This window comes from Microbacterium hydrocarbonoxydans (genome assembly GCF_023715885.1).
Lineage (GTDB): Bacteria > Actinomycetota > Actinomycetes > Actinomycetales > Microbacteriaceae > Microbacterium > Microbacterium hydrocarbonoxydans_C.
Window position 1 is genome coordinate 133,214 of sequence record NZ_JAMBOY010000005.1, and the last position, 26,134, is coordinate 159,347.

General features: G+C 69.3%; 22 protein-coding genes and 1 riboswitch. Of the genes, 9 read left to right on the top strand and 13 right to left on the bottom strand.

Annotated elements, in window-relative coordinates; all coding sequences use genetic code 11:
- The first annotated feature begins 110 nt into the window (after nucleotides 1-110).
- Genes M3195_RS13950 through M3195_RS13965 form a run of 4 tightly spaced genes read left to right on the top strand, consistent with a single transcriptional unit; the run spans nucleotide 111 to nucleotide 4,580 of the window.
- Nucleotides 111-1,346, top strand: coding sequence for an aminotransferase class V-fold PLP-dependent enzyme (locus tag M3195_RS13950; RefSeq protein WP_251588483.1), 1,236 nt, complete (start codon nucleotides 111-113; stop codon nucleotides 1,344-1,346).
- A gap of 52 nt (nucleotides 1,347-1,398) precedes the next feature.
- Complete coding sequence (locus tag M3195_RS13955; protein WP_251588486.1) at nucleotides 1,399-2,715, top strand: ABC transporter substrate-binding protein; 1,317 nt, start codon at nucleotides 1,399-1,401, stop codon at nucleotides 2,713-2,715.
- Nucleotides 2,716-2,718: 3 nt separating this feature from the next.
- The gene (locus tag M3195_RS13960; protein WP_251588488.1) at nucleotides 2,719-3,666 is read left to right on the top strand and encodes a carbohydrate ABC transporter permease; all 948 of its coding nucleotides are present in this window, start codon (nucleotides 2,719-2,721) and stop codon (nucleotides 3,664-3,666) included.
- A complete protein-coding gene (locus M3195_RS13965; RefSeq protein WP_251588490.1) occupies nucleotides 3,663-4,580 on the top strand; it encodes a carbohydrate ABC transporter permease in 918 nt (305 codons plus the stop codon). The genes M3195_RS13960 and M3195_RS13965 overlap by 4 nt, the downstream gene beginning before the upstream one ends.
- A gap of 138 nt (nucleotides 4,581-4,718) precedes the next feature.
- Here the strand turns inward: M3195_RS13965 and M3195_RS13970 are convergent, their stop codons facing one another.
- From M3195_RS13970 to rlmN, 3 genes are all read right to left on the bottom strand, one after another.
- Nucleotides 4,719-5,732, bottom strand: a complete 1,014-nt coding sequence (locus tag M3195_RS13970) for an aldo/keto reductase family protein (protein WP_251588491.1) — start codon at nucleotides 5,730-5,732, stop codon at nucleotides 4,719-4,721.
- Nucleotides 5,733-5,782: 50 nt separating this feature from the next.
- Nucleotides 5,783-7,390, bottom strand: coding sequence for a DUF4407 domain-containing protein (locus M3195_RS13975; protein WP_251588492.1), 1,608 nt, complete (start codon nucleotides 7,388-7,390; stop codon nucleotides 5,783-5,785).
- An 87-nt stretch (nucleotides 7,391-7,477) separates the two neighbouring features.
- Nucleotides 7,478-8,770, bottom strand: coding sequence for a 23S rRNA (adenine(2503)-C(2))-methyltransferase RlmN (gene rlmN / locus M3195_RS13980; RefSeq protein ID WP_251588493.1), 1,293 nt, complete (start codon nucleotides 8,768-8,770; stop codon nucleotides 7,478-7,480).
- 85 nt (nucleotides 8,771-8,855) lie between these two features.
- Between rlmN and M3195_RS13985 the strand changes: the two genes are divergently transcribed.
- From M3195_RS13985 to M3195_RS13995, 3 genes are read left to right on the top strand one after another with little or no spacing between them, the layout of a single operon-like run.
- Nucleotides 8,856-9,356, top strand: a complete 501-nt coding sequence (locus tag M3195_RS13985; RefSeq protein WP_251588494.1) for a hypothetical protein — start codon at nucleotides 8,856-8,858, stop codon at nucleotides 9,354-9,356.
- A gap of 52 nt (nucleotides 9,357-9,408) precedes the next feature.
- On the top strand, nucleotides 9,409-10,047 hold the full coding sequence (locus M3195_RS13990) for a bifunctional 4-hydroxy-2-oxoglutarate aldolase/2-dehydro-3-deoxy-phosphogluconate aldolase (RefSeq protein ID WP_251588495.1): 639 nt from the start codon (nucleotides 9,409-9,411) through the stop codon (nucleotides 10,045-10,047).
- Between the two features lie 25 nt (nucleotides 10,048-10,072).
- Entirely contained in the window at nucleotides 10,073-10,822 is a 750-nt protein-coding gene (locus tag M3195_RS13995; RefSeq protein WP_251588497.1) for a sulfite exporter TauE/SafE family protein, read from the top strand.
- 33 nt (nucleotides 10,823-10,855) lie between these two features.
- Here the strand turns inward: M3195_RS13995 and M3195_RS14000 are convergent, their stop codons facing one another.
- Complete coding sequence (locus M3195_RS14000) at nucleotides 10,856-11,689, bottom strand: SDR family oxidoreductase (RefSeq protein ID WP_251588499.1); 834 nt, start codon at nucleotides 11,687-11,689, stop codon at nucleotides 10,856-10,858.
- Between the two features lie 88 nt (nucleotides 11,690-11,777).
- A complete protein-coding gene (locus tag M3195_RS14005; RefSeq protein WP_251588508.1) occupies nucleotides 11,778-12,539 on the bottom strand; it encodes an SDR family NAD(P)-dependent oxidoreductase in 762 nt (253 codons plus the stop codon).
- Between the two features lie 150 nt (nucleotides 12,540-12,689).
- Here M3195_RS14005 and M3195_RS14010 point away from each other — a divergent pair, with 150 nt between their 5' ends.
- A complete protein-coding gene (locus M3195_RS14010; RefSeq protein ID WP_251588510.1) occupies nucleotides 12,690-13,415 on the top strand; it encodes an aminoglycoside 3'-phosphotransferase in 726 nt (241 codons plus the stop codon).
- 20 nt (nucleotides 13,416-13,435) lie between these two features.
- On the opposite strand, the gene M3195_RS14015 is transcribed toward M3195_RS14010, so the two are convergent.
- The 5 genes from M3195_RS14015 to M3195_RS14035 all read right to left on the bottom strand — a co-directional run bounded on the left by M3195_RS14015 (nucleotide 13,436) and on the right by M3195_RS14035 (nucleotide 18,990).
- A complete protein-coding gene (locus M3195_RS14015) occupies nucleotides 13,436-14,749 on the bottom strand; it encodes a hemolysin family protein (protein WP_251588513.1) in 1,314 nt (437 codons plus the stop codon).
- Between the two features lie 91 nt (nucleotides 14,750-14,840).
- Complete coding sequence (locus M3195_RS14020) at nucleotides 14,841-15,881, bottom strand: TerC family protein (RefSeq protein WP_251588517.1); 1,041 nt, start codon at nucleotides 15,879-15,881, stop codon at nucleotides 14,841-14,843.
- Nucleotides 15,882-16,097: 216 nt separating this feature from the next.
- Complete coding sequence (locus M3195_RS14025) at nucleotides 16,098-16,895, bottom strand: energy-coupling factor transporter transmembrane component T family protein (RefSeq protein ID WP_251588519.1); 798 nt, start codon at nucleotides 16,893-16,895, stop codon at nucleotides 16,098-16,100.
- Complete coding sequence (locus M3195_RS14030; protein WP_374209329.1) at nucleotides 16,892-18,274, bottom strand: ABC transporter ATP-binding protein; 1,383 nt, start codon at nucleotides 18,272-18,274, stop codon at nucleotides 16,892-16,894. Before M3195_RS14030 ends, M3195_RS14025 begins: the two co-directional genes overlap by 4 nt.
- A gap of 74 nt (nucleotides 18,275-18,348) precedes the next feature.
- Nucleotides 18,349-18,990 (bottom strand): ECF transporter S component, encoded by a 642-nt coding sequence (locus tag M3195_RS14035; RefSeq protein WP_251588522.1) that lies wholly within the window; start codon nucleotides 18,988-18,990, stop codon nucleotides 18,349-18,351.
- Nucleotides 18,984-19,093, bottom strand: a riboswitch (TPP riboswitch). Its footprint overlaps the gene before it by 7 nt.
- An 85-nt stretch (nucleotides 19,094-19,178) precedes the next feature.
- Here M3195_RS14035 and M3195_RS14040 point away from each other — a divergent pair.
- Entirely contained in the window at nucleotides 19,179-20,699 is a 1,521-nt protein-coding gene (locus tag M3195_RS14040) for a D-alanyl-D-alanine carboxypeptidase family protein (protein ID WP_251588523.1), read from the top strand.
- A gap of 163 nt (nucleotides 20,700-20,862) precedes the next feature.
- On the opposite strand, the gene M3195_RS14045 is transcribed toward M3195_RS14040, so the two are convergent.
- The 3 genes from M3195_RS14045 to M3195_RS14055 all read right to left on the bottom strand — a co-directional run bounded on the left by M3195_RS14045 (nucleotide 20,863) and on the right by M3195_RS14055 (nucleotide 26,079).
- A complete protein-coding gene (locus tag M3195_RS14045) occupies nucleotides 20,863-23,094 on the bottom strand; it encodes an ABC transporter ATP-binding protein (RefSeq protein ID WP_251588524.1) in 2,232 nt (743 codons plus the stop codon).
- Entirely contained in the window at nucleotides 23,091-24,818 is a 1,728-nt protein-coding gene (locus M3195_RS14050; protein WP_251588525.1) for an ABC transporter ATP-binding protein, read from the bottom strand. The genes M3195_RS14045 and M3195_RS14050 overlap by 4 nt, the downstream gene beginning before the upstream one ends.
- A 199-nt stretch (nucleotides 24,819-25,017) precedes the next feature.
- On the bottom strand, nucleotides 25,018-26,079 hold the full coding sequence (locus M3195_RS14055; RefSeq protein WP_251588527.1) for an enoyl-CoA hydratase/isomerase family protein: 1,062 nt from the start codon (nucleotides 26,077-26,079) through the stop codon (nucleotides 25,018-25,020).
- Nucleotides 26,080-26,134: the final 55 nt, after the last annotated feature.

A 26,134-nucleotide genomic window follows, 5' to 3' on the forward strand; every position in this document is an offset into this window, starting at 1 on the left:
GCGAAAACTCGTATGACAACTATGTTTCATCTTTGCGTTTTCGTAGCACTATCGGGAGCAGTGTGGCAAAGTTGTGCAACAACTCGCCCCGCACTCACCGATGAGGACCGATGCCCGATCCGCTGTTCCCCGCACCGCTCACGCTGAAGTCCGGCGTGCGAGCGCGTGACGCCTGGCCCCTCGACCCTGAGGTGGTCCACCTCAACCACGGATCGTTCGGCGCGGTGCCGACCGCCGTCGTCGCCTACCAGGACGCCCTCCGTCGCCGGGCCGACCTCAGCCCGGTCGAGTGGTTCCCCCGGATCTCCGAGCGGGTGCGCGAGGCGCGAGAGCGCACGGCCCCGTTCGTGGGCGCCCGCGCCGACGACAGCGTCTTCGTGCCGAACGCGTCAGCCGCCGCGACCGTCGTCTACAACGCCCTGCAGCTCGCAGCCGGCGACGAGATCCTCGTGACCGACCAGGGGTACGGCGCCATCACCATGGGCGCCGAGCGCCTGGCGCGCCGCTTCGGTGCGACCGTCCGCACCGTCGCCCTGCCGCTCCTCGCCTCCGACGACGAGATCGTCGAGCTCTTCGCCGCCGCGCTCACTCCGCGCACCCGGCTGGTCGTCGTCGACCAGATCACGTCGCCCACGGCGCGCGTGCTGCCGACCCGCCGCATCGCCGACCTCGCCGGCGAGAGCGGCGTCCGCACACTCGTCGACGGCGCGCACGCTCCCGGCCTCATCGCGGATGCCGCCGCCGTCGCCGGTGGCGACTGGTGGTTCGGCAACCTGCACAAGTGGCCCTGCGCGCCGCGTGGATCCGCGCTTCTCGTCACCTCCGCTCCCGACCGCGACGAGCTGTGGCCGCTGATCGACTCGTGGGCAGCGCGCGAACCCTACCCGGAGCGCTTCGACACGCAGGGCACGATCGACGCGACCACCTACCTCGCCACACCCACCGCGATCGACTTCGTCGAGAACGAGTTCGGGTGGTCCGCGGCACGCATCGCGATGGCGCAGATCGCGGATGCCGGTGCCGAGATGATCGCCGACGCGCTGCGCCCCTACGGCGACGAGGACCCCCTGACCCCGCTCCCCTCCCCCGTGCCGTCGATGCGCCTCGTGCGCCTGCCGCTCGGACTCGGCGCCTCCCGCGAGGAGGCGGACGCCCTCCGCATGGACCTCCTCGACGCGGTCGGCGTCGAGACCGCGTTCACGAGCTTCCGCGGCGTCGGCTACTTCCGCCTGTCGGCCCACCTGTACACGGTGCAGTCCGACTTCGAGGCCTTCGTCGACCGCTGCGTCCCGCAGATCCTGAGCCGCGCCGGAATCCGCTCCGCCGACCGCGTCATCGTCTCCTGACTCCCGATTCCTTCCCACCCGACCCACCACACCAGAAATTGAGAGGCACCTCGTGAAGAAGAACCGCATCTTGACGGCCGCCGCGGGTATCGGCACCGTCGCCGTCCTCGCGCTGACCGGCTGCTCCGGCGGCTCCGGCGGATCGTCCGCCGACGGCACCACCACCCTGCAGATGGTCGAGAGCCTGACCAACCCGGCCCGCACCGAGCTGATCCGCGGGCTGCTCGACCAGTTCGAGCAGGAGAATCCCGACATCAAAGTCAAGCTCGTCTCGCCGCCCACCGAGCAGGCCGACCAGAAGATCCAGCAGATGCTGCAGTCCGGCAAGGGCGTCGACGTGCTCGAGGTGCGCGACATCACGGTCGGCCCGTTCGCGAACAACGGCTGGCTGTACGACCTCGGCTCCGACCTCGAGAAGTGGGACGGCTGGGATGCCCTGACCGAGAACGCGCAATCGGCATCGGTCGCGGCCGACGGCAAGAGCTACTTCGTCCCCTACGGCTTCTACGGTCTGTCGCTGTTCTATCGCACCGACCTCGTCGAGCAGGCCGGCTTCGATGGTCCGCCGCACAGCTGGAAGGAGCTGCTCGAGCAGGCCAGCGCGATCCAGGACCCGTCGAGCAACATCTACGGCTACGCGTTCCGCGGCGGGGCGAACGCGAACAGCAACGTCGTCGCGGCGATCGAGGCGTACACGATCGACGGCTTGAACACCGAGGACGCGTTCCTCATGGAGGACGGTTCGACGATCTTCGCCGCACCCGAGGCGCAGGAGGCGGTCGACGACTACTTCGACCTCTTCAAGAAGGCCTCGCCGCCGTCGGCCGTGTCGTGGGGCTACCCCGAGATGGTCGCCGGCTTCACGAACGGCACCACCGCGTTCCTGCTGCAGGACCCCGAGGTCATCGCCACCGTGCAGGACTCCTCGCTCACCGAGGATCAGTGGGACACCGCTCCGCTGCTCGTCGGCCCGTCGGGCAAGGCCGCGCAGCCTCTGGCCGTCGCCGGTTGGGGCGTCGCCGAGAAGAGCGAGAACAAGGAGGCAGCGGTCAAGCTCGTCGAGTTCCTCTCGTCGGCGGAGCCCGCCACCGAGTTCGCGCAGGCCAACAGCCTCGTGCCGATCATCGCCGACGCGGCCGACGACGAGTTCTACTCGACCGGCCCGTGGACGAGCTACGTCACCATGACCGAGGACCCGGAGACGTACGTCAACGTGCGTCAGCCGCGCGGCGTCAGCTGGTGGACCGAGTGGATCCAGAAGTCCGACCAGGACGTGCAGAACGTGCTCCTCGGCAACATGTCGACCAGCGAGCTGCTCGAGTCGTGGGACGCCTTCTGGACCGAGAAGTACGCCGCGGAGAAGGGCTGACCCGTGTCATCCGCTCTTCGTGAGAGAGGCTCCGCCGGCACCGCCGGCGGGGCCTCCCCCGGCTCGCGCCGGCGGCCGTTCAAGGCGCGTCACGCTCTCACTCTGCTGGCCTTCATGGCCCCGGCGATCATCTTCGTCGTGTGGTTCACGTACTGGCCGATGCTGCAGGGCGCGCGCATGGCCTTCCACGACTGGAACCTGTGGGACCTCACCTCCACGCCCTGGGTGGGCTTCGACAACTTCGTGACCGTCTTCCAGGACCCGGCTTTCCCGGTCGTCGCGTGGAACTCGGTGCTGTGGGTCGTCGGCTCCCTCGTGCCGCAGCTCGTGATCGGGTTCCTCATCGCGCTCGCGCTGCGTAAGCGCTTCAGGTTCCGCGGTCTCTACCAGGCGCTCGTGTTCTTCCCGTGGGCCGTCTCCGGCTTCCTCATCGGGATGCTGTTCCGCTGGATGTTCAACGCGGAGTTCGGCGTCGTCAACGACCTGCTCATGAAGGCCGGTCTGATCGACGCGCCGCTGCCGTGGCTGGCCGACCCGAAGCTCGCGATGTTCGCGGTCATCGTCGCCAACATCTGGTACGGGGTGACGTTCTTCGCGATCATGATCCTCGCGGCGCTCCAGTCGGTGCCCGACGAGATGCTCGAGGCCGCGAGCCTCGACGGCGCGGGCAAGGTGCGACAGCTGTTCTCGATCATCATCCCGTACATCTCGATGACGCTTCTGCTGACGATCCTGCTGCGCGTGATCTGGATCTTCAACTTCCCCGACATCATCTACGCGATGACGAACGGCGGGCCGGCGAACCAGACGCACATCGTCACCACCTGGATGATCAACTACACGCAGCAGGGAAACTACGGCATCGCGAGTGCGATCGGACTCATCGTCGTCGCCTTCCTGTTCGTGTTCTGCGCGTTCTACCTGATGGCGATGCGGAGGGCACAGCGATGACCATCACCACCCCCACCGGAACCACCATCACCGAGACGCGGCGCATCACGGTGCCGGATGCCGCGAAGGCGCCCCGCTCGACGCAGCGGCGCATCACGGTCGGCGGCGTCGTGCGCGTCGTGGGCCTCGCCCTGTGGCTGCTGATCACGCTGTTCCCGCTCTACTGGATCGCGCTGACGTCGTTCAAGTCGCCCGGCACGATCAACCGGTTCCCGATCGAGTACTGGCCGAGCGAGCCGTCACTCGACAACTACACGAGCCTGTTCCAGCAGAGCTCGTTCGGGGTGTTCCTCGCGAACTCGGCGATCGTCGCCGTCGTCGCCGGCGCCGTCGCGACGCTCATCGCGCTGCTGAGCGCGTATGTGATCGCGCGGTTCGAATTCCGCGGCAAGGGCACCGTGCTCGTGGCGTTCCTGCTCACGCAGATGATCCCCGCGTTCATCGCGCTCGGGCCGCTGTACTCGATGATGACCGACCTGGGCCTGGTCGACTCCAAGCCCGGTCTCATCCTCGTGTACATCGCGATCTGCATCCCGTTCTCCACCGTCATGCTCCGCGGGTTCTTCGAGAACGTGCCGGACGCTCTGGAGGAGGCGGCGATGATCGACGGATGCTCGCGCTTCGGCGCCCTGTTCCGGGTGCTCGTCCCGGTGATGACGCCGGGCATCATCGCGGCGTTCATCTTCAACTTCGTGAACTGCTGGAACGAGCTGTTCCTGTCCGTGGTGCTCATGAACACCGACGAGAACCGCACCGTTCCGTCGGCGCTGAACGGCTTCATCTCGACGTTCAACATCGACTGGGGCTCGATGAGCGCCGCCGCCGTGCTGACGATCCTGCCCACGATGGCGATGTTCGCGCTCGCGAGCCGCTGGATCGTGCAGGGCCTCACGGCCGGCGCCGTGAAGGAGTAGCCCGCCGCATCCCCGCGCTCCTCCCTCCATCTGCACCGAGACCCACCAGAACCGCCGAGACCCACCATGCCCCACGTCGGGGGTGGTGGGTCTCGGCGTTAGTGATGGGTCTCGGCGCGCGTCGCGACAGCCGGGGAGTCAGACCAGGCGGGTCTTCGGCGACGTCTCGTACGTGCGCTCAGCGTCGCGGTTGACCGTGTCGCCGAGCGCCTCGTCGATCGCAGTCAGCGTGTCGTCGTCGAGATTCACACCGGACGCCTTGACCGTGTCGGCGAGCTGCTCGGGGCGCGAGGCTCCGACCAGCGCGGCGGCCACGTTCGGGTTCTGCAGCACCCAGGCGATCGCGAGCTGCGGCATCGTGAGCCCCGCCTGCTCGGCGATCGGCTTCAGCTTCTGCACCGCCTCGAGGATCTCGTCCTTGAGGAAGCTCTTGATGAAGTCGGCGCCGCTGTGCGGGTCGGTCGCGCGGGAGCCCTCGGGCAGCGGCTGCCCGGGCAGGTACTTGCCGCTGAGCACACCCTGCGCCATCGGCGACCAGACGATCTGCGAGATGCCCAGCTCCTCCGAGGTCGGCACGACCTTGCCCTCGATGACACGCCACAGCATTGAGTACTGGGGCTGGTTCGAGATGAGCTGGATGCCGAGCTGCTTCGCGAGCGCGTGTCCCTCGCGCAGCTGCTCCGCGGTCCACTCGGAGACGCCGATGTAGAGCGCCTTGCCCTGCCGGACGATGTCGGCGAACGCCTGGAACGTCTCCTCGAGCGGGGTCTCGTAGTCGAAGCGGTGCGCCTGGTACAGGTCGACGTAGTCGGTGCCGAGGCGCTTCAGCGAGCCGTTGATCGACTCCATGATGTGCTTGCGGCTGAGGCCGGTGTCGTTCGGGCCCTTCTCACCGGTCGGGAAGTACACCTTCGTGAAGATCTCGAGACCCTCGCGGCGCTGCCCTTCGAGGGCCTTGCCGAGGATGACCTCCGCCGCGGTGTTGGCGTAGGTGTCGGCGGTGTCGAACGTGGTGATGCCGGCGTCCAGTGCGGCGTGCACCGTCTTGACGGCAGCATCGTCTTCGACCTGTGATGCGTGGGTGACCCAGTTGCCGTAGGTGATCTCCGAGACCTTGAGGCCGCTGTTTCCGAGGTAGCGATAGTTGACCATGGTGCAACGCTACTCGCGCATGCCGGCATGCCGGGCCGGGTTGCGCCACGTCACGCCTGCGTCTGCAGCATCCGCTCCTGCTCCTCCAGCGTCTGCGCCTGCGCGCGCTGATCGGCGCGCTCTCGCTCCTGCTCCGCCACGCGCCGCTCGGCCCGGGTCTGCGGAGCCGCCGCATCCGCCTCGGCCTGGATGCCGTTCGACTGCTCGTTCACGATCGCGGCCCGGTCGCGGAAGCCTTCGGCGGTGACCTTGTCGAGCGCGACCTGCTTGCGGATCGCCAGGGCCCGCTCGTACAGCGAGGGGTCCCCGTACGACGTGAGCACCTTCACCAGCACGGGCAGCAGCTCGATCATGAAGAACAGCGCCGCGATGAGGATGTGCGCCCAGAGGATCGCGGGTTCCTTCTCGCTGAGCCTGTTGAGGCCGCTGATCTGACTGAGCAGTCCGGTCGCACCGGCGTTGCCGGAGGCCACGGATTCGGCCCGCGCGTTGTACGCGGCGAGCGCCGACTCGTACGTGTCGCGGGCGGCCGGCAGCTGGTCCTGCGCCTGCTCGCGGTTCTGCGCCTCCGACGTCGAGGTGTTCTCCTTCGCGGCGGTGCCCGCGGCGGCGAGCTCCTCGTTCGCGGTGCGCAGCTGCGCGGCGAGCGCGTCGTAGGTCTGCTGCGCCTCGGCGAGCTGGGCCTGTGCGGCATCCGAGCTCGCCCCTTCGCCGTTGACGCCGGTGCAGCCGGGCACAGTCCCCGCACCCTCGCCGGTCAGCTCGCACTGGTAGAGCACGCGCGCCTGGTCGATCACGGCCTGCTGCGCGGTCATCTTGGCGGTGAGGTCGTCGACCGTGGCCTGCGCGGCCGACTCGGTCGCCGACGACGACTCCGTCCCGGCCACGATGCCCGTCGCGGCCTGGTTCTCGAGCTCGGCCACACGGTCGGATGCCGCGTCGAGGGCCTTCTTCTCCGGCCCCGTCTCGAGGGCCTCCTGGTCGGACTGCGCCTGCGTGATGTTGGTGGCGGCGACCTCGCGCGAGATGTCGTTGTGGAAGATCTGCAGCACGAGCGGCTCGGCGACCACGAAGCCGATAATGGCTGCCATGATGACCCGCGGGATGGCGAGGCCGATGAGGCGCCAGAGGTTGCGGGTCGACGTCATGGTCGACGTGAGGAACCGGTCGAGGTTGAAGATGATGAGCGCCCACACGACCGCCAGCGGCACGGCCAGCCAGATCGCAGCCTGAACCCCGGTCGTCAGGGCGAAGAGCATCGAGATCGCGGAGACGAGCGCGGTGCCCGCGAGCACGAAGAACATCTGCACGAAGCGCGGCGTCTCGCCGGGGACGCGGTCGAGGATCTCCCCCTCGGCGCCGCCGAGGATCGCGAGCGTCCGGAGGCGGGACCCGGGCACCCGGGGCTTCCGCTCGCGCGGCTTCCGGCGTGGTTCCGGCTCGTGAGGGGCGAATGCCGTGGCATCCGTCTGGTCCTCCGGCATCATCGCGGCGTGGTCGATCGGCACGGTCGGCTGCGCCTCGGGGCGGTCGTCGGCACCGGTCGGCTCATAGGCGCGGAGGAAATCGAGGTCGTCGGTGTCAGCGTTCGGGTCGCTGTCAAGGACGATCCGGCCCTGGGAGTCGAAACGACCGGGGCGATGAGCGGAATAGGGCATCCCGACAATCTACGAAAGGTCGCCTGAGCATCCGTTGGACGAAGGCTTTGAACGCCCTCAGCTTCGAGGGGCCGGAGCAGGGCCGGATCAGGCCATCGCGGCCGAGGCCGCTTCGTCCTCCGTGGTGGCGACGAGCTGTCCGCAGGCCCCGTCGATCTCCTTGCCCCGGGTGTCGCGCAGCGTCGTGGGAATGCCCGCGTCGTTCAGCCGGCGCACGAACTCGTTCTGCACGGAGGTCTCCGACGAGGTCCAGATCGAGCCGGGCGTCGGGTTCAGCGGGATCGGGTTGACGTGCACCCAGCCCCGCCCGCGGGCGTTGAGCTTCTCCGCCAGCAGGTCGGCGCGCCACGCGTGGTCGTTCATGTCCTTGATGAGCGCGTACTCGATCGAGACGCGACGGCCGGTCTTGGCGTAGTAGTCGTACGCGGCGTCGAGGGCTTCGTCGACCTTCCACCGGGAGTTCACCGGGATCAGCTCGTCGCGCAGCTGGTCGTCCGGCGCGTGCAGCGACAGCGCGAACGTCACGGGGATGTTCTCGTCGGCGAGCTTCTTGATCGCCGGCACGAGGCCGACGGTGGAGACGGTGATGCCGCGCGCACTCATGCCGAGGCCGTCGGGTTGCGGGGCCACCATGGTGCGGACGGCGTCCATGACGCGCGTGTAGTTCGCGAGCGGCTCGCCCATTCCCATGAAGACGATGTTCGAGACCCGCTCCATCGAGTGGTCGTCGCGGCGCTTGCCGCCCAGCTCGCCGTTCGCGATCGCACGGTTGGCGCGGACGATCTGCTCGACGATCTCGGCCGTCGACATGTTCCGTGTGAGCCCGGCCTGGCCGGTGGCGCAGAACGGGCAGTTCATGCCGCACCCGGCCTGCGACGAGACGCACAGGGTGATGCGACCGGGGTAGCGCATGAGCACCGACTCGACGAGCGCGCCGTCGTGCAGACGCCACAGGAACTTGATCGTGTCTCCGCGATCGGTCTCGAGCCGGCGGACCTCGGTCATGAGCGGAGGCAGCATGCCGGCCACCAGGTCGTCGCGGATGCCGGCGGGGAGGTCGGTCATCTCCGCGGGGTCGGACGTGTAGTGGCGGAAGTAGTGGGTCGCGAGCTGCTTCGCGCGGAAGCCGGGGAGCCCGAGCTCCTTCACCTTCTCGACGCGCTCGGCGGGGGTGAGATCGGCCAGGTGCACTGGCGGCTTGCCGCGCTTCGGGCTCGCGAACTGCAGGAGCGGCCGACCCTCGGCATCCTTCTGCTGCGTCCACCCCTCGGTCGCCGGGCGCACCTGCGTGCCGCCGGTCGAGCGGATAGCCGTCCCCGAACGGGACGACGCGGGCGCTGCCTGAGCGCGCGTCTCGCGCGTGCGGGAATTCTCGGTCATGTCTCCAGGGTACCGGGGGCGGGGTGGGAGAGGCCTGGGCAGACCGTCGGGCGGGCGCCCCGAGGCCTTCCTTAGACTGGCGACCATGGACCTCGTGTGGATCATCGGAATCGTCGTCGCCGCCCTGATCGTGGTCGCTGTGCTGTCACGGGCGTTCCGCGCGATGCGTCCGCAGGCTCCCGCTGTGTCCGGCTCGATGGCGGGAGGTTCGAGCGCTCCCGTCTCGCTCTCGCCGGATGCCGCCGCCGAGATCGACCGGCTCGTCGCCGCGGAGCAGAAGATCCAGGCGATCAAGGTCTACCGCGACCACACCGACGTGAGCCTGCGCGAGGCGAAGAACGCGATCGACCGCTGGGTGGTGGGTTCCGCGCCCGCCACCACCGCGATCGCGGTGCAGCGATCGGCGCCGACGGATGCCGCTGCGCTGCGCTCGTCGCTGCCCGCATCCGTCGCCTCGGAGATCGACCGACTCGTCACGGCCGAGCAGCCGATCGCCGCGATCAAGCTCCTTCGCGAGCACAGCGGTCTGGGTCTGAGGGACTCCAAGGACGCGATCGACGCGTGGCCTTCCGCGCCGAGCTTGTAACGACAAGTAGCCGTCCGAGAGAATGGACGCATCCCCCACCGAAGGAGCCCCGATGCCCGACCGTCTCGACCGTGCCCGCGCCACCGGCGTCCTCGCCGTTCTCCGGGCTCCCTCGCCCGAGCTCGCGCTGGAGGCGTCTGAGGCGATCATCCGCGGCGGGGTGACCGGCATCGAGGTCACGTTCTCGACCCCCGATGCTCCCGCCGTCATCCGCGAGCTCATCGCCCGCCACGGCGACGCCGCCTACGTCGGAGCCGGCACCGTGACCACCGCCGAGCAGGCGACCGCCGCGGCCGACGCCGGTGCCGAGTTCCTGGTCAGCCCCGGCACCCTGCCTGCGCTCACCCGCGCGATGCTCGACACCGGTCGCGTCGTCATGACCGGTGCCATGACGCCCACGGAGGTCATGGGCGCACTCGAGCTGGGCGTCGACGTGGTGAAGATCTTCCCCGCCTCGCTCGGCGGCCCCTCGTACCTCGGCGCGCTGCGCGGGCCGTTCCCCGACGCACCGCTCATGCCGACCGGCGGTGTCACGCCCGACAACCTCGCCGACTGGTTCCGCGCGGGAGCGGTGGCTGTCGGCGCCGGCGGCGACCTCGCGAACGGCGCGTCGATAAAGAACTCCGACTGGGCCGACATCGAGCAGCGCGCCGCGCGCTTCGCCTCGTCTCTCGCGAACGCGCGGAGTTGACCCGTCCGACGGTCGGAGCCTGACCGTGCCCGCACTCGAACCCTGGGCATGGGTCGCGCTCGGCGTCGCGGCCGTCACGATCGGCATCTCGAAGACCGCGCTGCCCGGGGCGAACATCCTCGCGATCGCGCTGTTCGCGACCGTTCTCCCCGCGCGCACGTCGACCGCGGCGATGCTGCTGCTGCTCATGGTCGGTGACGTGTTCGCGATCCTCGCGTATCGCCGTCACGCGCACTGGCCCACGCTGCTGCGCCTCGCGCCCGCGGTCGTCGCGGGGCTCCTCGTCGGTTTCGCGTTCCTCGCGGTCGCGGGAGACGGCATCGTGCGCCGGGCGATCGGCGTGATCCTGCTGCTCATGATCGCGGTGACGCTGTGGCGGCGCTGGCGGCAGAGTCGGCGAGAGGTGCAGGAGACGCCGCGCGGCGGCATCCTGCTCGCCGGTACCTACGGCACTCTCGGCGGTTTCACGACCATGGTCGCGAACGCCGGCGGACCCGTGATGTCGATGTACTTCCTCGCCACCCGCACACCGGTGCAGGTGTTCCTCGGCACGTCGGCCTGGTTCTTCGCGATCATCAACGTCACGAAGGTGCCGTTCCTGGCCGGACTCGGCCTCTTCCATCCGCCGGTGCTGCTGATGGATGCCGCGCTCGCCCCGCTCGTCGTGATCGGCGCGCTGCTCGGCCTGCTCGTGGCGAAGCGACTCGATCAGGTGCTGTTCGACCGCATCGTGATCACCCTGACGGTGGTCGGCGCGGTCTACCTGCTGTTCTGACGGAGCCCGGGGGTAGCTCGCCCGTCCCCCTCGTCAGTCCAGGAAGATGTCGGGGAAGAGCCGGTCGTCGGGCGTGCCCGGGACCGCCGCGTACCGCGTGAAGTCGGTGACGCCGTCGGACTCGAGCACGTCCTCCACGATGAGCGTCTGTCCCGTGTACTCGCCCGCGGGCTTGGTGAGCACCGAGTACGCCGCGTCGGCGTAGATGTCGGCGGTGCGGCTCGCGGCCATGACCTTGTCGCCGCCGAGCAGGTTCTGCACGGCCGCGGTCGCGATCGTCGTGCGCGGCCAGAGGGTGTTGGCGGCGATGCCGTCGCGGGCGAACTCCGCCGCGAGCCCCAGCGTGACCATGGTCATGCCGAACTTCGCGAGCGTGTAGCCGGTGTGCGCACCGAGCCACTTCGGCGTCGGGTTCAGCGGCGGCGAGAGCGAGAGGATGTGCGGGTTCTCGGCATCCTTGAGCATCGGGATCGCCGCGCGCGACAGCATGAAGGTGCCGCGCACGTTGACGTCCTGCATGAGGTCGTACTTCTTGGCTCCGAGCTCGAGCGACCGCGAGAGGTCGATGACGCTGGCGTTGTTGACCACGATGTCGATGCCGCCGAACTCGCCCTGGGTCTTCAGCACGGCCTCGGTGATGTCGTCGTCGTCACGGACGTCGCCGACGATCGGCAGCGCCCGCCCACCCGCCGCGCGGATCTGCTCGGCCGCGGTGTGCACGGTGCCCTCGAGCTTCGGATGCGGGGAGTCGGTCTTCGCGAGCATCGCGATGTTCGCGCCGTCGGCCGCGGCACGCAGGGCGATCGCGAGGCCGATGCCGCGGCTGCCCCCCGACATGAGGATGGTCTTGCCTGCCAGTGCGCTCATCGCCCACCTTCCCGTTTCGAATCGCTTGGATTGCAGTTATGCCGCCTCGATTCGGGCAAAGCGCGCGATTCGAAAGACGGCAGGGCGGTCACTTCGGCGCCATGCGGATCGCGCCGTCGAGGCGGATCGTCTCGCCGTTGAGGTAGCCGTTCTCGATGATCTGTCGAACGAGGGATGCGTACTCGTCGGGACGGCCGAGCCGAGAGGGGTACGGCACCTGAGTGCCGAGCGAGTCCTGGGCCTCCTGGGGCAGCCCCATCAGCATGGGCGTCTCCATGATGCCCGGGGCGATCGTGCAGACCCGGATGCCGTAGCGGGCGAGCTCGCGCGCGACCGGAAGGGTCATCGCGTGGACGCCGCCCTTCGACGCCGAGTAGGCGGGCTGCCCGATCTGACCGTCGAACGCGGCGACGCTCGCGGTGTTCACGATCACGCCGCGGTCACCGCCCTCGACGGGGTCGTTCTTCGCGATGACGGCTGCGGCCTGCGAGAGCACGTTGAACGTGCCGACGAGGTTGATGCGCACGATGCGCTCGAAGTCGGCGAGCACGGCCGGGTTGCCCTCGCGGTCGAGCACCTTGGCCGGGGGTGCGATGCCCGCGCAGTTCACGACGATGCGCAGCGGGGCGGCGTCCTGTGCGACGCGGGCGGCGGCTGCGGCATCCTCGGCGTTCGTCACGTCGCCGGGGCTGAAGACGCCCCCGAGCTCCTCGGCGATCTCCGCGCCGGCGGACGACGGGAGGTCGAGGACCGTGACCACGGCCCCGTCGGCGGCGAGCGCCCGTGCGGTGGCGAGGCCGAGGCCCGACGCGCCGCCGGTGACGAGAGCGCTGGATCCCTGGATCTGCATGCGGTTCCCCTTCGAACGTGTGCGACTCGGTCTCAGCCTAACTGATTCCCGGTGTCATCCCGATCGCGGCGTCGCGCCGTCGATCGGTCCGAGCCTACGACACCCGGCGCGGCGGATCCGAGCCTCGAACGCAGACGCGAGGATGGACGCATGAGCATCCCCGAGGCGGCGCTGCCGGTGCCCGAGATCGTCAGCTCGCTCGCCGCCGGCGCCGCGCTCACCCCGGTGTGGCGGAACTCGCTCGGCGGGGTGACGTTTCGCACCGACGACGGCCGGTTCATCAAGTGGGGCCCGCACGACCTCGAGGCGAACATGCGCGACGAGGCGGAGCGCATGCGATGGGCTCGGCGCTGGACGACGGTTCCCGAGGTCCTGGACCAGGGAGAGGATGCCGCGCACGAATGGCTCGTGACGGCGGCGCTCCCCGGCCGCAGCGCGGTGGACCCGCGCTGGGTCGCCGATCCGGAGACGGCGGTGCGAGCCGTCGGCCGCGGCCTTCGAGAACTGCACGACGCCCTCCCCGTCGCGGAGTGCCCGTGGTCGTGGGACCCTGCGTCGCGCATCGCGAACGCGGCGGCGCGCGGCATCCGGGTTCCCGACCACCTCCGCACTCCCCCGCCCGTCGACGTGCTCGTGGCGTGCCACGGCGACGCCTGCGTGCCGAACACGCTGCTCGACGACGACGGCCGGCCACTCGGCCATGTCGACCTCGCCGCGCTCGGCGTCGCCGACCGCTGGGCCGACATCGCGGTCGCCTCGATGAGCACCGCATGGAACTTCGGCCCGGGGTGGGAGGATGCGCTGATCGAGGCGTACGGCGTGGAGCCCGACCGCGCGAGGATCGACTACTACCGGCGGCTCTGGAACGAGACCTGAGCCGCCGGCAGCGGTCGGGATCAGACGGGAGCGTTCTCGGCGGAGGCCTCGCCCGACGCGTCCGACTCGTCGTGCAGCACGACCCGGATCTCGGAGATGCGTCGACGATCCACCGCGGTCACGCGGATCGTCGCGCCGGGAACCTCGACCGAGTCGCCCACCACCGCGAGGCGGCCGAGCATCTCGGTCACGAAGCCCGCGACCGTGTCCGACGCGCCGCGCGGCAGCGCGATGCCGGTGATCTCGGCGAAGTCCCCGAGATTGAGGCGGCCGTCGAGCGAGCCGCCCGCCGCGGGGATGCGGTCCTCGGTGTCGTACTCGTCGAAGATCTCGCCGACGACCTCCTCCACGAGGTCCTCGAGAGTGACGATGCCGTCGGTGCCGCCGTACTCGTCGACGACGACGGCGATGTGGTGACCGGCCGCACGCAGCCGGGTGAGCGTCGGTAGCACCCGCGCGGTCGACGGCAGGTACTCGACGGGACGCGCGAGGCTCTGCACGGTGCGAGAGGGGTCGGCCACCGCCGCCTCGAACAGGTCGCGCACGTGCACGAAGCCGACGATGTCGTCGATCGAGGCGTCGACCACGGGGTACCGCGAGAACGGCAGCTCGGTGACCTGCGCCATCGACTCGGCGATCGTGGCGGTGCCGTCGAGCGCGACGACCTCGGGCCTGGGTCGCATGACCTCGCTGACCTGACGGTCGCGCAGCGACAGCACGTCGTCGAGGATGCGGCGCTCATCGTCGGGAAGGCTCTGATGCGTCGCGACGATGTCGCGCAGCTCCTCCTCGCTCAGCTCGTCGGCCGTCTTGTGCGGATCGCCTCCGAGCAGGCGCACCAGCGCATTGGTCGAGACAGAGAGCAGCCAGATCACCGGACGCATCACGGTCGCGAAGCCGTCGAGCACGGGGGCCACGGCGTAGGCGAACTGCGCGTTGCGCTGGATGGCCAGACGCTTCGGCACGAGCTCGCCGAGCACGAGCGACAGGTACGCGATCAGCAGGGTGAGGATGACGGTCGCGAGCGTGAACGACAGCTGCTCGTCGAGTCCAAGCGACTGCAGGAGCGGCGCGACCGACGGCGCGATCGAGGTGGCGCCGTAGGCGGCCGACGCGAAGCCGGCCACGGTGACGCCGATCTGCACGGCCGAGAGGAACGTGTTCGGGTTGCGCGCGAGGCCCGCGACCTTCGCGCCGCGGCGCCCACGGGCGGCGATCGCGTTGATCTGGCTCTCGCGCAGCGTCACCAGCGCCATCTCCGTCGCGGCGAAGACGCCGCCGACGAGCACGAAGACGAGGACGAGAGCGATGTTCCACAGCAGGTCGCCCATCATCGGGCCGACCTCTGCGGTGCGTGGGTGCCCGAGGTCATTCGGGCGCCGGGTCTGTCAGGGTCTGCGGACGCGTCGGAGCGGCGCGACTGGTTCACGAGGGTTCCTTGTCTGTGCGAGGGGTGGTGTCGGCGGGAGTGCCTGCGGAAGAGGAGTCGAGGGCGGCGCGGCGGTCGTCGCGGCGGGTCTTGGCGAGGCTCGCCACGGTCGCGACGGCGATCGTCGCGCCGATGAACACGAGCGAGAACCAGATCGGGATCTCGGGGGCCCACAGCATCGGCTCGCCGCCGTTGATGAACGGCAGCTCGTTGACGTGCATCGCGTGCAGCACGAGCTTGACGCCGATGAAGGCGAGGATCACGGCGAGACCCTGCGCGAGGTACACGAGGCGCTCGAGCAGACCACCGATGAGGAAGTACAGCTGGCGCAGACCCATGAGAGCGAACGCGTTGGCGGTGAAGACGATGTACGCCTCCTCCGTCAGACCGTAGATGGCGGGGATCGAGTCGACGGCGAAGATGAGGTCGACGAAGCCGATCGCGATGATGACGAGGAACATCGGCGTCACGAAGCGGCGCCCCGCCTTGACGACCGTGAGGCGGTCGCCGTCGTACTCGTCGCTCACGGGAAGGATGCGGCGCACGAAGCGCATGAAGCGGCCGTCGGCGGGGTTGTGGTCGCCGCTCACGAACGCCTGACGGTACGCGAGTACCAGCAGCAGGGCGCCGAACAGGTAGAAGATCCAGGAGAAGTTCTCGATGAGCGTCGCGCCCACGGCGATGAACGCGCCGCGCATGATGAGCGCGATCACGATGCCGATCATCAGCACCTTCTGCTGGTAGATCTTCGGCACCGCGAACCCGGCCATCACGATGAGGAACACGAAGAGGTTGTCGATCGACAACGCCTTCTCGGTGAGGTAGCCCGCGAAGTACTCGCCGCCGAACTTCCACCCGGACACCATGCCGATGCCGACGCCGAACAGCAGCGCGAGTCCGATGTAGAAGGCCGACCACCGGGCGGACTCGCCGACCGTGGGCTCGTGCGGCTTGCGGACGTGCGCGAAGAACTCGTACACGAAGAAGGCGATCGTGACGAGGATCGTGATGATCCAGACGAGGGGGGTGATGTTCACAGGGGTCTCCGAGAGATGGCGCGACAGGGTCCACGCCAAGGTCTTCTCCATCCTCGACCGAGGACCGGGGACCCGGGATGCAGGGACATCCGTAATGACGAGCCACCCGTGTCGGAGTACTCCCCTTGGGTTACGTCGATGGTAGCGAATGCGCGGGTGCGCTCGCTATGAGAAAGCTGAATATCGGGATGCCGGGCGCAACGGGAACGTCGCCGTTCAGGCCGTCGGGCCGAGGATGAAGTTCCACGCCCCCGTGAGCACGGCGACACCGATCGCGACCACGGGGATGACCGCCGCCACGAGGACGAGCGCGGTGTCGCCCCGGTCCCACCTCGACGGGCGCGCCCAGGAACGCGTGCCCCTACCGCCGAATCCTCGCGCCTCCATCGCCGTGGCGAGCGACGAACCACGGCGGATCGCCAGCACGAACAGCGCGAACGCCATGCCGAACGCTCGGCGCACCCGGCCTTCGTCGGCGACGCCGCGAGCCCGCCTGGCCAGAGCCAGGGCGCGCCAGTCGTCGGCGAGCAGGCCCAGCATCCGCATCCCGGCGAGCGCACCGACCACGAACCGTGCCGGCAGGCGCAGGCGCTGGGCGAGGTCATCGGCGAGGTCGGTCGGGTCGACCGTCACGAAGAGCACCACGGCCGGGAGGCCGATCGCGAGCACGCGTACCGCCGTCGCGGCGGCGAGCGCGAGCGACCCGTCGCTCACCCGCATCACGAGCCACTCGAAGTGCACCGTGCCGCTCGTCGCGCCGTACAGGGCGATCGTCACCGCGCTGAGCGGCGCGGCGATCCACAGCACGGCGGTACGGAGCCAGAACTCCCGGGCCCGCAGACCGGCGAGCACCAGCAGCGGGATCTCGAGCAGCAGGGCGACGGATGCCGAGACGACATCGATCGTCAGCACGAGCGGCAGTGCGATGAGCAGCGCGGCGCCGAGCTTGGCGAGCGCGGAGCGCGGCGCGATGGGCCCCTTTCGCTCGACGCGGGCGGTGAGCGGGTCGATCATCGCCCGACCTCGATCCGACGAGCGTGCAGCGCGTCGAGCACGGCCTCGTCGTGACTGATCGCGACGATCGCGGCGCCCTCGTCGCGGAGAGCGGCGATCAGGGCGACGAGCTCTGCCCAGGTCACCGCATCCTGACCGAAGGTGGGCTCGTCGAGCACGAGCATCCGCGGGCGTGTGGCCATCGCGGCGGCCACCGTCAGTCGCCGCTTCTCCCCGCCGGACAGCGTGTAGGGATTGGCATCCGCGAGAGTGCGGAGTCGCAGTCGGTCGAGGAGGTCGTCGGTACGGGCCGCGATCTCGGCCGGCGCGAGCCGCAGCGCGCGGGGACCGACAGCGAGCTCCTCTCTCACGGTCTTGGCGAGCAGCTGGTGCTCGGGGGTCTGCAGCACCGTCGCGATGCGCGTCAGCAGCGCTCGCGATGACCAGCCGAGCGGATCTGAGGACTCGCCGTCTGCGAGCGTCGGCGTGGCCCGCACGGTGCCCGCTTCGGCGGGGATCAGCCCGGCCAGGGTCAGCCCGAGGGTCGACTTGCCCGCGCCGTTCGGTCCGCTGATGCCCAAAACCTCGCCCGCGCGCACAGAGAGGTCGAGGGGCCCCGCCACGGGGAGCCCCCGTCGGCGCGACACCTGCACGGCGCGGGCCTCGACGAGCGTCTCACCGGGCCCGGAGAGGGGCGCGGGCGGGAGCGCGGGCGGGTGGCCCGGCACCCAGACGCCGGATGCCGCGAGCTCGGCGCCCCGCGCCCCCAGCACGACCTCGGGACTGCCGTCGGCCAGCACGATCGTGCCGTCGTCGCCCGCGCCGAGCACGATGACCCTGGTCACGAGCGGCAGCCAGACGTCGATGCGATGCTCTATCACCACGAGCGTCGCACCGGTGCGATCGAGCGCCGCGCCGACGGCATCCCGCACCTCTCTCACCCCGTCGGGGTCGAGATTCGCGGTGGGTTCATCCAGCAGGATCGCACCAGGGCGCATCGCGAGCACGCCGGCCAGTGCGAGTCGCTGCTTCTGCCCGCCCGACAGAGCCGCGGTCGAACGGTCGAGCGCGACGTCGAGCTGCACGGCATCCAGGGCCTCGCGTACCCGCGGCCAGATCTCATCTCTCGGGACGCCGAGGTTCTCGCAGCCGAACGCGACGTCGTCGCCGACCCGGGCGAGGATCGTCTGGGTGTCGGGGTCCTGCAGCACCATGCCGACCCGTCCGCGCGCGTCGACCGGCGCCTGCCCGTCGACGAGCAGCTCGCCGAGGGTCTCGCCCTCGTCCGCTCCGCCGAGAACACCGCCGAGTCCCTGCAGCAGAGTCGACTTTCCCGACCCGGAGGCGCCGAGCAGCAGTACCCGCTCCCCCGGCTCGATGCGCAGCTCGACATCGCGCACCGCCCACCGCTGTCGCGTGGCGTACCGCCACCCCCAGCCGCGCGCCTCGAGCTCGGCCGGCCGTGCGGCGGTCGTCACACCCGTGCGGTGACCTCGCGGCCGGCGGCGAACCGGCCGAGGGCACCCGTGGCGGCGAGCCCTCGCGCGATCAACCAGCCACCGAGACCGGCGATGACCGCGCCCGAGACGGTCGTCGACACGATGTAGACGACGGTGAAGAGAGTGTCGGCGCCCGCGTACCACAGGATGCGGTCGTTGATGCCACAGGCGAGACCGGCGCCCGCGCCCGCGAGCATCGCGACCGGGAGGCGCCAGACGCCGTAGAGGAAGACGAGGAGAACCAGCTCTGCCCCGAGGCCCTGCACGATGCCGGAGACGATCGTGAGCGGCCCCCACGCGTTGCCGACCAGGGCGGAGATGACCGCTGCGACGAGCTCGGTGTAGAGCGCGGCACCCGGCTTGCGGATGATGAGTCCGCCGAGCACGCCCGCGATGAGCCATGGCCCCGCCAGCAGACCCTGAACGCCCGGCAGGAGCGGCTTCAAGAGGCTGCTGGGAACCTCGTAGCCGACGTTCCACAGCAGGAAGATCAGCGCACAGGCGACAGCGATGACGCTGGCGACGACGATGTCGACGACCCGCCAGCGCCAGAGCCCCGGACGACCGAGGCCCTTGGCGGACGCAGTGGCGGCGGATCCGGACGTGGATGTGCTCATTGAATGCTCCTCCCTGCGCTGGCATGACCCAGATCAGGTTCGACGGTCGAAGCGCGATTCGCTCCCTCTCAGCCCGGCTCGCCGGACTCCCGTGGTTGTGCTGATGATCATACCGAGTCGTCCGACACTTGTGTCGCCTCCGCCCTCCGCACCACGGATCTCGTCGGTGATTCGGTTACCGTGAGGGGGTGACCGCTCCAGACTCCGCCGAGGCCACCTCCGTCGCACCTCCCGCGACCGCGAGCGAGGCGACGCCCGCGCTGACGCGTCCCGCCCCGTCGGCGGATCGCGACGGCCTGGACGAGCTCGGCATGCGAGACATCGACGGAGCCCCGGAGGCGCGCTGGGCGGAGGATGGAACGGGCGCCACCGCACTCACCTGGGTCGATGCGTCGGCCGTCGCGGAGGCGACGACGGTGCCGTCGCTGACCGCAAATGCGGAACCGGATGCCGCGAGCGCGATCATGCGGGGCGCACGCCTTCGCTCCCGGGCAGCATCCGCCGGGGTGCTCGTGCCGATCGGTGTGCTCGTCGGCCTCGTCGCGACGTACGCGGGGGCGACGATGCTGTGGCCGCTGCACGAGATCCCCCCGACGGTTCAGGCCACGGAGTTCGCATCGACGGCCGCCCCGGCCGCCGGCATCCTCTGGCCCGCGCAGGGAAGCGCCGCGGTCGGCGTCGGCGGCATCAACACGACAGCATCGACGCTGGATCCCGCCGCGATCGCGAGCGTGACGAAGGTCGTTTCGAGCCTCATGGTGCTCGACAAGATGCCACTGCAGCCCGGTGAGCAGGGGCCGGAGTTCGCGTTCACCCGCGCCGACAATCTCTCCTACTGGCAGTACCGGCGCTCTGATCAGTCGGCGCTCGACGTGCCCGTCGGGGGCACGCTCACGGAGTATCAGCTGCTGCAGGGCACGCTCCTGGGGTCGGCCAACAATTACATCGACCGGCTTGCGCGCGAGATCTGGGGAACGGAGGCGGCCTTCGCCTCCGCGGCGCAGGTGTGGCTTCGCGACCGAGGCCTCGAGGGCATCACCGTCGTGACCCCTTCGGGCTTCGATGCCCGGAACACTGCGACGCCCGAAGCGCTCGTCGCCCTCGCGGAGCGCGCCATGCAGAATCCCGTGTTCGCGAGCATCGTCAGCACGACGTCGGTCGACCTGCCCGGAGCGGGAACAGTCGTGAACACGAACGGGATGCTGGCGGATGCCGGCGTCGTCGGAGTGAAGACCGGAACCCTCGGCGAGAGCTGGAACCTGCTGACGGCGAAGGACATCACGGTCGACGACACCACCGTGCGGATGTACGCTGCGGTGCTCGGTCAATCCGACGACGAGCAGCGGCTGTCCGAAACGCGCGCGCTGTTCGCCCAGGTCGAGGCTGCGATCGCCGCCCAGGAGCCGGCGGTGCCGAAGGGGACGGTCGTCGGCACCGTCACCACGCTGTGGGGCACGACGATCGACATCGTCACGGCCGAAGACTCCGACGTCGTGCTGTGGAACGGTGCGGGAGCGCAGAGCACCCCCACGTTCGATCTGGGCGACCACCGGGACGACGGCGATGAGGTCGGAACGCTGCTGGTGGCGGGTCCCCTCGACTCGGTCGTCACGCCGCTCAACCTCGACGCCGACGTCGAGGGACCGGATCCGTGGTGGCGACTCACGCATCCGTTCGAGCTGTTCGGCATCAGCGAAGCACAGCGCTGACGACCAGCATCCTGCCCTTGAGGTGGCACCTAGCGCGGGAATCTCGCGCTCATTGCGACGTCAGGGGCCAACTGCGAGCCGCGGTCGAGCGCGGACGGCTGTTGCCCCGCAGACGCGGAAGCGCCGCGCCCCGAAGGGACGCGGCGCTCTCGCGTGCCTGAGCTCAGGCGTGGGACTCGCCGTCCGGCCTTTCGACGACCGCCTTGGCGGCAGAGACCTCGGACAGAGGCTGCTGCGCTCCGACAGTCGCGCCCACCTGCGCGGCTGAGACCTCTTCCGCCTCACCGCTGACGACGACCGGCGTCGAGCCCGTGAGAGCGTCCTCGGCGTCGATGTCGGTCGCCGCCTGCTCGAACTGCGACTGGTAGAGACGCCAGTATGCACCCTGCGCAGCGATGAGCTCGTCGTGCGTGCCCTTTTCGACGATGTCGCCGTGCTCCATCACGAGGATGAGGTCGGCGTCTCGGATCGTCGAGAGACGGTGCGCGATCACGAACGACGTCCGACCCTGACGAAGCGCCGCCATCGCGTTCTGCAGCAGCAGCTCGGTTCGCGTGTCGACCGCCGACGTGGCCTCGTCGAGGATGAGGATCGACGGCTGGGCGACGAATGCCCGCGCGATCGTGATGAGCTGACGTTCACCGGCCGAGACGTTCGAGGCGTCCTCGTCGAGCATGGTGTCGTAGCCCTCGGGGAGCGCGTGGACGAACCGGTCGACGTAGGTGGCCTTGGCGGCCTCGAGCACTTCCTCGTCGGTCGCCGTGGAGCGTCCGTAGCGGATGTTCTCGCGGATCGTGCCCGCGAACAGCCATGGATCCTGCAGCACCATGCCGGTGCGCGACCGCAGCTCGTCGCGGGTGATCTCCGAGATGTCCTGCCCGTCGAGGGTGATCCGACCACCACTGAGTTCGTAGAACCGCATGATGAGGTTCACGAGCGTGGTCTTCCCGGCCCCGGTCGGACCGACGATCGCGACCGTCTGCCCCGGCTCGACGCGGAACGACAGATCGGTGATGAGTGGCCGGTCCGGCGCGTAGGAGAACTGCACGTTCTCGAACTCGATGACGCCCCTGCCCTCCGCGAACGGCGGCGCGTCCTTCGCGTCCGCCTCCTGCTCGTCGGCGTCGAGCAGCTCGAACACCCGCTCGGCAGACGCCGTGCCGGACTGCACGACCGCAGCCATGCCTCCGAGTTCGGAGAGCGGCTGTGTGAACTGCTGCGAGTACTGGATGAACGCCTGCACGTCGCCGATGCGGAGCTGACCGCTGGCGACCATCAGGCCACCGAGCACCGCGATGCCGACGTAGGTGAGGCTGCCGACGAAGGTCATCGCCGGCATGATGATGCCCGACAGGAACTGCGCCTTGAAGCTCGCCTGGAAGAGCTCTTCGTTCTCGTCCTTGAACTTCTGCAGCGCGTCCTGCTCGCGACCGAAGACCTTGACGAGTGCGTGGCCCGAGAACGACTCCTCGACGCGGGCGTTGAGGCGACCGACCTTGCGCCACTGCGTGCCGAAGGCCTTCTGCGAACGCGGACCGATCACGCCGAAGATCACTCCCATGAGAGGCAGCGCGACGAGAGCGACGAGAGCCAGCTGCCAGGAGATCGAGAACATCAGCACGAGCACGCCGACCACGGTCAGGACCGCCGTGAGCGCGCCCGACAGCGACTGCTGCATCGTCTGCGTGATGTTGTCGATGTCGTTCGTCACGCGCGAGATCAGATCGCCGCGCTGCACCTTGTCGAAGTACGACAGCGGCAGGCGGTTGATCTTCGCCTCGACGCGCTCGCGCAGGCGCCACATGGTGCGGACCATGATCACGTTGATGACGTACCCCTGCACCCAGCTGAGGAACGCCGCGGCGATGTAGATCGCGAGCACGGCGGCGATGATCCATCGCAGCGCGTCGAAGTCGATACCGGCCCCGACCTGGAAGTCGTGCAGAGCGGCGACCTGGTTCGCGAAGTCGTCCTGTCCGAACGAGCGCAGCTGCTCGACGACCTCTGCCTTCGGGGTCCCCGCCGGGAATCCGGGGAAGTCGCCCTGCGACTGAGCGAGCTGATTCGCGATGAAGCCGGTGTAGATGAGGTTCGTCGCCTCGGCGAGCACCTTGGGCGCTGCCACCGTCAGCACGACGCCGATCGCTCCGAGCACCGACACGAAGACGAACCAGACGGCCGAGGGCTTGAGCAGCCCGATCATCCGCCCGAAGCTCTTGCCGAAGTTGTCGGCCTTGCCCGGCGCGACGCTGTCCCAGCCGCCGCCGTCCTGGCGGGCCTTCTCCGCGAGCTCCGCCTCGTACTTCTCCTCGTCGGTGAGCTCGCGCTCGACGACGGGGGCCGCCGAAGCGCCTCTGCGCTCGCGCCGTGCCCTCTGCGGCTTCTGGTCGCTCATGCGTCCACCCCCAGCTGCGACTCGACGATCTCGCGATACGTGTCGCTCGTCTCGAGAAGTTCCTCGTGCGTGCCGACACCCACCATCGTTCCTCCTTCGAGGACCACGATCCGGTCGGCGTCGGTGATGGTCGACACGCGCTGCGCGACGACGATCTTCGTCACGTGCGGCAGCTCTCGCCACAGCGCCTGCCGCAGCCTCGCATCCGTGGTGAGGTCGAGTGCGGAGAACGAGTCGTCGAAGACGAGGATCTGCGGCTGCCGAACGATCGCCCGAGCGATGGCGAGACGCTGACGTTGACCGCCGGACACGTTCGTGCCGCCCTGGGAGATGCGGGACTCGAGCTTGTCGGGCATGTCCTCGACGAAGTCGCGGCCCTGGGCGATATCCAGCGCCTGCCAGAGCTCCTCGTCCGTGGCGTCCTCTCGGCCATAGCGCAGGTTCGACGCGACCGTGCCCGTGAACAGGAACGGGCGCTGCGGTACCAGACCGATCGATGCCCACAGCGACTCGACGTCCGCCTCGCGCACGTCCGTGCCGCCGACGTACACCGCACCGCCGGAGACGTCGAACAGCCGAGGGATGAGCGAGACGAGGGTCGTCTTGCCGGCGCCGGTCGAGCCGACGATCGCCACGGTCTCTCCGGGCCGCGCACCGAAGCTGATGCCCGAGAGGACAGGGGCGTCGGCCCCCGGATAGGTGAACGACACGTCGTCGAACGAGACCGCACCGGGCTCGTCGAACGCCGTGACACCGTCGATAGGCCGGGACATGCTCGACTCGGTCTCGAGCACCTCGCCGATGCGCTCCGCCGAGACGGCGGCGCGCGGGATCATGATCGCCATGAAGCTGGCCATGATGACGCCGCCCATGATCTGACCGATGTACTGCATGAAGGCGAAGATGGTGCCGACCTGGGCCGTGCCCGCGTTGACCTCGATGCCGCCGAACCAGATCACCGCAACGACCGTCACGTTCAGGATGAGCATGAACAGCGGGAAGAGCAGCACGAACAGCGAGCCGACCCTGCGACCGACGACCATGATGTCGGTGTTCGCCTCGCGGAAGCGCTCCTCCTCGATGCGCTCGCGCACGAAGGCGCGCACGACCCGCACTCCGGTCAGCTGCTCGCGCATCACCCGGTTCACGGCGTCGAGCTTGCCCTGGTAGCTGCGGAAGAGCGGCACCATCCGGCTGACGACCAGACCGGCGACGATGAGCAGCAGCGGCACCGAGACGGCGATCAGCCAGCTCAGCCCGACGTTCGTCTGGATGGCGAAGACGATGCCGCCGATCGCCAGCAGCGGTGCGGTGACGAGCATGGTCGCGCCCATCATCGCGAGCATCTGCACCTGCTGAACGTCGTTCGTGTTGCGGGTGATGAGGGAGCCGGCGCCGAACTGCGAGACCTCGCGCTCGGAGAAGCCGCTGACCTTGCCGAACACGTCGGAGCGGATGTCGCGACCGGCACCCATGGCGGCGCGGGCCGCGAAATAGGTCGCGATGATCGAGGCGATGATCTGGCCGAGCGACACCGCGAGCATGAAGAGGCCGGTGCGCCAGATGTAGGCCGTGTCGGAGAGGGCGACGCCCTTGTTGATGATGTCTTCGTTCAGACGCGGCAGATAGAGGGTGGCCAGAGCGCTGGCGAACTGGAACACCAGGACGACCAGGAGCAGCCACTTATATCGGGACAGATAGCGGACGAGTATTTTTCCCAGCACAGGCGGACTTTCTAGGAAGGATGACGCGGCGGATCTCCCGGCGGGCGGACGCGGGCCGACGATCGCGCACAAGCAAGAGTGCCACGAACCGCCGACATTCGTAGGCCCCTCCGCGAGGACCTTCGCTCACAGCGAACCGGCGGGCCGATACCGCGTACTTCTTGCACCGCGACGAACAAGCGGCCGCGCGGAGGCGACCTCAGAACAGAGCACGCTCCGGGGTGTATGCACGCGCATCGGCCCCCGCGTCCTCCGGCAGATCCGCGATGGACCCCGGCCGCCATTTCGGGTTGCGATCCTTGTCGACGACCTGGGCCCTGATGCCCTCGACCAGGTCGGGGTGCTGCATCACGAACCACATGACCCGGCGGTACTCGCCGGCGAGGGCGTCCCGCAGCCCGTTCATCGCCCGCGCCTCGCGCACGGCCTCCAGGGTCACGGCCAGCGCGGTCGGCGCGAGACCCTCGAGCAGATCGGCCGTGGCCGCGGCATCCTGCTCCTCGCGCGCCCGCAGGCGCTGCACGATCCCGGCGACCGTGTCGGCCGAGAACGCGTCGTCGATCCACGCGCGCGACGCCGGAACTGGCGAGGGATCGGGCGTCTCGTCGAAGAGCAGCACGATCTCGGACGGGCCGGTGGGGTCGGCGCGGTAGGCGAGGGCCTCCCGCAGGGCATCGAGGCGATCGGAGGGGACCATGTGGTCGGCGAATCCGAGCAGCACCGCGTCTGCGGCATCCATCGTCGACCCCGTCAGGCCGTAGTACTCGCCGAGTCGCCCCGGCATGCGGCTGAGCAACCAGGTGCCGCCGACGTCCGGCGTGAACCCGATGCGCGTCTCCGGCATCGCGAGCCTCGAGCGCTCCGTCACGATGCGGATCGCCGCGTGCCCGGAGAGACCGATGCCACCGCCCATGGTGATCCCGTCCGCGATCGTCACGACGGGCTTCGGGTACTCAGCGATCAGCGCGTCGAGAGCGTACTCGGAGCGGAAGAACTCCGCGGTGACGTCGGTGTCGCCGGCCACGATCTGCGAGTACAGAGCACGGACGTCGCCGCCCGCGCACATCCCGCGGTCGCCCGCACCGTCGATCATCACGATCTGCACGTCGCTGTCATGGCGCCAGGCTTCGAGTGCCTCGGTGAGCAGATCGATCATCCCGGGGTCCAGCGCGTTGATCGCCTCGGGGCGGTTGAGGGTGAGCCGCCCCAGCGCCCCCTCCGTGCGGACGAGGACCCGGGGCGCAGGGGTGGAATCGGTCACGCGTGCCAGGCTACCCGCTCGATTCGCCCTTGCCTTCGCACAGGATCGTGCGGTA